We start from the raw sequence: 6,614 nt of genomic DNA on the forward strand, positions 1-6,614 counted from the left end.
GCCGTTGTAGGGTCTCAAACCCCGCTGCACTTTCTCATTTCGAACTGCACCTGAGCTGCACTTGTGCAACGGGAAGTGAGACTGGGCCGACCGCCGGTCGTGCTGGACCTGACCGGCGTGACGTTCCTGGCCTCGATGGGCCTGTCGCTGCTGGCCGAGCATCACGACCAGTGCGCGGAGTTCGGCAGCCGGCTGGTCGTGGTGGCCACCGAGCGCGTGGTGCTGCGGCCGATCCAGATCACCGGGCTCGACGGGTTGGTCACGATCGTGCCAACCGTGCAGGCCGCGCTGTCCACGTAGCACTCAGGACTCAAGCGGAGGTCCGCGAGCCTGAGCCGATCGGTGTTTGGCCCTCGCCCGCCCGCGGGTTACTTTTGTCGGCACGCTCGTCGGGCAGGCGTTCGTCAACGACACCCTGTCCATCGCGTTCCTCGGCCTGGCCGCCGGGTCGATCCTCTACGTCGTGATCGAGCTGCTCGCCGTGGCCCGCAAGGCGGCGCTGAAGGAGATCACCACCTGGGGCGTGTTCGTCGGCCTGCTGCTCGGCTTCGCCACCGACGCCATCATCACCGCCGCCGGCGCATGACAGCGGGGAAGCCCCGCGCGAGCGCGGGGCTTCCCCTGTTCCTATGGGCGAACTAGTCGTCCGCGGGCGTGAGTGGGCCCCGCCGGACCGCGTCCGGCGCGTACTTCTTCCAGTCAGGCTCCGGCGGCCGCGGAACCTCCGCCCAGCCGTCGCCGTCGGCCACATAGAAATTCACCGAGGACCAGCTCCGTAATCCGGACGCGACCTCCCGGGCGATCATGAACATCTCCGTCTCGGTTCCCCGTGCGGTGGCGGGTTTGGCCCCGTTGCTCACGGCGGACAAGAACAGCTTCAGCGGGTCGTTGGTCAGCTCGGGGAACTGGTTCAGGTAGTTCCTCTCGTAGCCAAAACCCTTCAGATTGACGTGGATGGTGGTCCCGGTGTGGTTCTCGATCGCCGCCCGCACCAGACCCTCCCACTTGCTGGTCCAATCCGTGCCGCAGTAGTCCATGAAGTTCCGGGCCAACGCGAACCTGTGGGTATCGCCTTCGATGTCCAGGCCCAGGGCCAGATCCACCGGGCAGCTGGTGTTGTGGACCAGCACATCGCCGTGGCCGGCCTGCACGTAGTAGGTGTGCAGCTGGTCGACCGTGAGGTTGTACATGTCCTGGGAGCCGGCGAATTCGCGCACGCCGGCGACCCGTGCTCGCTGCCCGTCGGCGGTGCGCAGGGCGTCGCCGACCGGCAGTTGGCCCGCCGCCACCCACGAACCGGTGGTGGCGTCCCAGAAGGGATGGTTGCCGGTGGTGTGCAGCACGGAACTGGTGCCGTCCGGCATCGTCACGGCCAGGTCGGCGAGGTCCGTGTCCCGGTTGACCAGCGTACGCAGGATCTGGTGGTTCTCGGTGCGGCCGGTGGTCGGATCGGTGGCGACGACCTCGTCGCCGACCTGCAGCGAACCGATGGGCCGGTGGTCACCGCCGGCCATCAGCACCGGGGTGTCCGGCGAGAAGCTGCACGGGCGGCTCAATTGCCGGGCCCGCGCCAGGTCGGCCAGTTCGTCCAGCATGTCGGCCTTGGTGAGGGCGCTCGCCACGTCGGCGCCCTCCTGCGCGGCGAGCGAATTGAGGATGTCGGACTCGACCGACGTCGCCAGGTCGGCGGTGATTCCGTCGGCGGCCTCGAAATCGGTGATCATCTGCTGGATCTCGGGCAGCGACTTCGCCGCCTCGGCCAGCAGCATGGCGGTCCGGAACGCGGACACGGTCTTGGCGATCTGGCCGATGACGGTCGGGGCGATCTGCCCCGCCGCCCAGTAGCAGTCGGCGTTGGCGGCCGAGAAGTCGTTGGCGCAGCTGATGAAGCTCTGCACCATGCCCTTCGCCAGCGCGACCAGCGAGTTCTTGATCTCGTCCCAGACCTTCATGTGGTACGTGATGGTCAGGTCGAAGCTGATGGACCGCTGGTCGATGAGGGTGAGCGTGCAGACCGGGGTCTGCGGGATGGTCGTCTTGCAGGTCTGCAGACCGTCCAGCAGCGTGCCGTGCAGGTGGTACTTGACCTGGACGTCGCACGCGCCGGGACAGGTGCCCGACATCATCGACGGATCGGCGGTCAGGTCGCCGATGGACCTGGGCGTGTAGGTCACGGTGGTGACCCGGTCGCCGCTGGTCCACGTGGACACCTGGTTGGCCTGCTCGGCCGCCTGTCGGGCCGCCTCCTCGGCCTGGCTCGCCGAGTTCTGCGCGTCGGTGGCGCTTTGCTGGGCGTTCTGTGCCGCGGTCTGGGCTGCCGCTGCCGCCTGGTCGGACGCGGTGGCGGCGGCCTTGGCGTTGTCGGCGTCCTGTTGTGCCTGTGCCGCAGCGGCCTTCGCCGCGGCGGCGTCCCGTTCGGCGGCGGTGGCCGCGTCCCGCGCGGCCGAGGCGTCGGCATCGGCGGTGGTGGCGGCGGAATTGGCCGTAGCGGCATCGGCTGCCGCGGTGGCGCTGGCGTTGGCGGCGTTGGCATCGGCCTGTGCCGCGGCGGCAGCATCATCTGCGGCGGCCGCTGCTGACGCACGAGCGGCTACGGCCGAGGCAGCCGCGGCCGAAGCGTCCGCAGCGGCAGCGGAGGCGGCTGTCGCGGCCGCCTTGGCGTCCGCATTCGCCTGGTCCGCAAGGGCCTTCGCGGCCAGCGCCGCCTTCGCGGCGTCGTCCGCGCGGGCCTGTGCCGCGGCTTGTTGTTGCTGGGCAATGGTTTTCGCCGCCTGGCCGACGAGTACGGCCAGCGCGGCCGAGTCGTCGGTCTGGCGGAACGGGGAGCCCAGCGCGATGGCGTCATTGGCCGGGGCCACGACCTGGGCGGCCGCGTCCCGCGCGGCGGCTGCGGTTTGTGCTGTGGCGTAAGCGAATCCCGCCGTCTTGACGCTTTCCGACAGGGCCTGGGCGGCCAGCGACCCCGCCGCCAGGGAGTTGGCCCCCGCCGTCGCGGCGTCGTTCTTCGCCGAGGTGGCCGAGGCGTTCGCGTTGTCCGCGAACTGGCCGGCCTGGGTGGCCGCCGCGATCGCGTCGGCGGCGGCCGAATGTGCCGCCGCGGCCTGCGATTTCGCCGTCGACGCCGCCGCCTTGGCGTTGTCGGCGGCGTCCCTGGCCGCACTCGCCGCTGCCGTCGCCTGTGTGGCGGCGGCACGGGCGGCGACCGCCGCGTTGGTCGCCTTGTCGGCATCGGACTTGGCCCCGGCGGCGGCACTTGCCGCGGCATCCGCGTCCTTGTGCGCCGCCGCAGCCGCAGCGTTCGCGGCATCGGCGGCCGACGTGCCGGTTGCCGCCGCGGCGACCGCATCGTCCGCTGCGGCCCGGGCGGCATCCGCATCCTTGAGGTCAGCGGCCTGGGCAGCGGCGGTACGGGCGTCTGCGGCTTGGGATTCGGCCGCCTTGGCGTCGGATTCCTTTTGTTGGGAGGTGGCTAACGCGCCCTGTGCGGCCGTCTCGGCCTTGTCGGCGGCGTCCTGTTTGGTCTGCGCGTCGGACTCGGCCGCGGAGGCGGCCGCGTGCTGCGCATCCGCCTCCTTGCGCTTGGCCGCGGCGATGCCCTGTTGCTGCTGGGCGATCGCCCGCTGCTGGGCCGCCGTGTTTGCCGCGTTCTGGGCGGCGGTGGCGGCCTGCTCGGCGGTGGCCCGGTCGGTCTTGGCCGTCGCCGCGGCGTTCGCGGCCTGGGTGGCCTGCGCGGCTGCCGCTGCCGCGGCGGCGTGCGCCTGGTCGGCGGCCTCCTGAGCGGCGGCCCGCTTGAACTCGGTCTGCAGGGCCAGCGCCTGGGTCTTGGCCAGGGACTGCAGCGCCGCGCTGTCCTTGACGGCGGCGTTGGCGGCCTGCACGGCGGTGGCGGTCGCCGTGGCCGCGGCGTGAGCACCGGCGGCGGAGGCCTTGGTCACCTGCGCGGACTGCTGGGCGTAGGCGAGGTTACGGCCGTACGGCGTCTTGTTGGTCGAGGCGATGTTGGCCGCCGCGGTCTGGGCGGCGGTGGCATTGTCGGCCTGGGTCTTGGCGTCGGCGGCCGCGTTGTTCGCGATGGGCAGCTGCGCGGCCGCCCGCTGGCGCGCGTTGCCGATCTCGGTGGTGGCGTACGTGAAATCGGCCGGCTTCGGGTAGTTCGGCTGGCCCTTGAGCTCGGGGTGGCTGGTCCAGTAGGACTGCCAGGCGGCCAGCTGGCCGGCGATCCAGGACTGGCCGACCGTCTCGATCATGGCCTCGGACGCGGTGGCCAGGTCGGCCGAGGACTGCTTCTCGGCGGCGACGATGGTGGCGCGCTGACCGGCGGCGGCGTCCAGCTCGGCCTGCCACTCGGTGGCGGCGGTGCGCACGATGGCGGCCTGGACGTGGTCGGGGTCGAGCGGGTTGTCGCTGTCGCAGGAGGCGAACCGCAGCTTCAGCGCCTCGACCTCGAGCCGGAACTCCAGCGAGTTCGGGTCGAGCGTGGTCCGCGGCCAGCCGCCGTTCTGCAGGAAGATCCGCAGGTCGTCGGCGTGCTGGTTGCCGGTGGTGATCGTCTTGCCGTCGCCCCAGACGTCCTGCGGGCCCTCCGCTCCCCACGCGACGGACTCGTCGGGGTTGACGTTCAGGTTCGCGTTGTAGATGTCCTGCCCGTTGTACAGGTGCTGGTCCTTGGCCACCTGGGTGCCCGACGCCACGGCCGCGGCGCCCGCGACCGGCGCGAGGTCGACGTACAGCTTGGACTCGTCGGCCATCTCCCGGTTGGCGTAGAAGCCGGTGAGCCCGAAGTCCGAGTAGTAGTTGGGGGACCAGCGGAAACCGGTGTCGGTCATCGTCGGCAGGGTGAAGTTGCCGGGGATCGACTTGTCCCAGGTGTAGTGCCGGTTGTCGAGGGAGTCGTCCTTGGCGGTGGCCGCGGTCTGGTCCTGCTGGAACGCGGTGTGCAGCGGCGTGTTCGTCCAGTACGAGGGGTTCGCGATCGTGTGCAGGTCGGCGGCGGACGTGGCGGCGAAGCCCTGCTGGGCGACCGTTTTCAGGGCGGGACCGCCGCCCTGCAGGACGTAGCCGAGGCGGCAGAAGTCCTCCCGGATCTGGTGGGCGTCGTCCACCAGCCGGCCGGGGTACGCGTAGGTGTCGGAGCTGGGGCCGGCGTCGGCGTGCTGGGCCCACGAGGGCGGCGCCGCGACCGACAGGGTCAGGGCGACGGTGGTCGCGGCCGTGAGCCCGCGAGCCAGCGCCTTGCCCAGCCCACCGGGTCTGTGTTGGTGTCTGAAGTGCATCCGACAGCCTGGACCGGGGCACTGCAATTTCACGGAAGTCGAGCTGCAGCGTTTCTGCAGCGGTCGGTGGTACGGCCCGCTAGGCGGTGGCGGTGGCGAGGACCCGGCGCATCAGATCGAAGCCGAGCAGCACGCGGACGCCCTCGTCGTGCAGGGACCGCAGGCCGGGATCGTCGCCCGGGTCGAGCGCCGAAGCCTCCTCCCACATCGCCCGCTCCGCCTCCCGCCAGTGCGGGCGCTCGCGAACGGTGACGTCCGCGAATCCCGCGGCGGCGAGGCCGGCGGCGGTGTCGACCGCCTGGATACGGGCCGGGACACGATCGTCCGCGTTCGGGAGGGCCTCCCAGGTCGTGATGGCGACGCGCCCGCCCGGGCGGAGCACCCGCCGCATCTCCTCGTACGACTCGGCCACCGGCTTGAACTGGATCGCGTCGACGCAGACGACCGCGTGGACGGAACCGGCCGGCAGTCCCGTGTCGGCCAGGTCGCCGACACGGAACTCTGCCTCCACCGAATCGAACTGCTCAGCCAGCGTCCGAGCCTGGTCGATCGCCGTCGACGCGAAGTCGACGCCGATCAACCTCGCCCCGGTCCGCGCGGCGATCTCCAGCCCGTACCCGCCACGCCCGCACGCCAGATCCAGCAGCCGGTCCCCAGGCCCGAGGCGCAGGGCGTCGACGACGTCGGCGACGCCGTCCCACGTGAGCAGGCTCGTCGACAGCAGCCGCGGCGGCAGCCCCAGATGCCGCTGGTGGACGTCATCGCGGGTGGCGTCGCCCCGCATGTTCGAGTACCACCCGTCGAACTGCTCCGCCGTCGGCACCGCCTCGGAACTCACCGCAGCCTCCCCCAAGTCGCCGTTGTCCGCAGCTTATGTGGGAACGGGTGATCTCACTGTCTGACCGGCGGCGAGGACGTCCTTGCCGACGCCCTGGAGCAGGAGGCAGATGCGTCCGGGAACGTGCTTGCCGACCATCTCGATCCACGCGGGCGCGGTGGCCACCAACTCCTCGCCGGCCCAGACGCCGACGGTCTCGCCGGCGCGCAGCACCCCCGATTGCAGGTTGCCCACCACGACCATGCCTCGGCCGGTGATGCTGAAGACGTCCTGGATCGTCATCACGAAGTCCACGTCCAGCATTATTCGGTGCGCAGCGCGGTCGCGGTGCGCATCCGGGTCGCCCACGTGGCGGGGGCGAACGCCCCGGCGCCGGCCAGTAGCGCTCACCCAGTCGAGGAAGTGCCAAGAGTTTGAGATTGATCATGGTGGCGTCACCGTGAGACAACCGAGAACGCCCAGGTCGGACAAGATCGACATGTCACGAGCGACGAGACCCTACA

General features: G+C 71.0%; 5 protein-coding genes. 2 read left to right on the top strand and 3 right to left on the bottom strand.

The genetic code is table 11. The annotated features are described in order from the left end of the window. Positions 1-75 precede the first annotated feature (75 nt). On the top strand, positions 76-300 hold the full coding sequence (locus BCF44_RS54475) for an STAS domain-containing protein (RefSeq protein ID WP_170218287.1): 225 nt from the start codon (positions 76-78) through the stop codon (positions 298-300). 46 nt (positions 301-346) lie between these two features. Next, positions 347-586 (top strand): hypothetical protein, encoded by a 240-nt coding sequence (locus tag BCF44_RS54480; protein ID WP_246016347.1) that lies wholly within the window; start codon positions 347-349, stop codon positions 584-586. A gap of 52 nt (positions 587-638) precedes the next feature. On the opposite strand, the gene BCF44_RS54485 is transcribed toward BCF44_RS54480, so the two are convergent. The 3 genes from BCF44_RS54485 to BCF44_RS54495 all read right to left on the bottom strand — a co-directional run bounded on the left by BCF44_RS54485 (position 639) and on the right by BCF44_RS54495 (position 6,405). Continuing rightward, complete coding sequence (locus tag BCF44_RS54485; protein ID WP_116182470.1) at positions 639-5,273, bottom strand: polymorphic toxin-type HINT domain-containing protein; 4,635 nt, start codon at positions 5,271-5,273, stop codon at positions 639-641. Positions 5,274-5,352: 79 nt separating this feature from the next. Further along, a complete protein-coding gene (locus BCF44_RS54490) occupies positions 5,353-6,111 on the bottom strand; it encodes a class I SAM-dependent methyltransferase (RefSeq protein ID WP_116182471.1) in 759 nt (252 codons plus the stop codon). Positions 6,112-6,144: 33 nt separating this feature from the next. Continuing rightward, complete coding sequence (locus tag BCF44_RS54495; RefSeq protein WP_147329102.1) at positions 6,145-6,405, bottom strand: hypothetical protein; 261 nt, start codon at positions 6,403-6,405, stop codon at positions 6,145-6,147. Positions 6,406-6,614: the final 209 nt, after the last annotated feature.

This window comes from Kutzneria buriramensis, from assembly GCF_003387475.1.
Classification (GTDB): Bacteria; Actinomycetota; Actinomycetes; order Mycobacteriales; family Pseudonocardiaceae; genus Kutzneria; species Kutzneria buriramensis.

What these genes read in the sequence shown, in the direction of transcription:
- BCF44_RS54485 (WP_116182470.1), bottom strand. Translation starts at nt 5,273, where the DNA reads ATGCACTTCAGACACCAACACAGACCCGGTGGGCTGGGCAAGGCGCTG.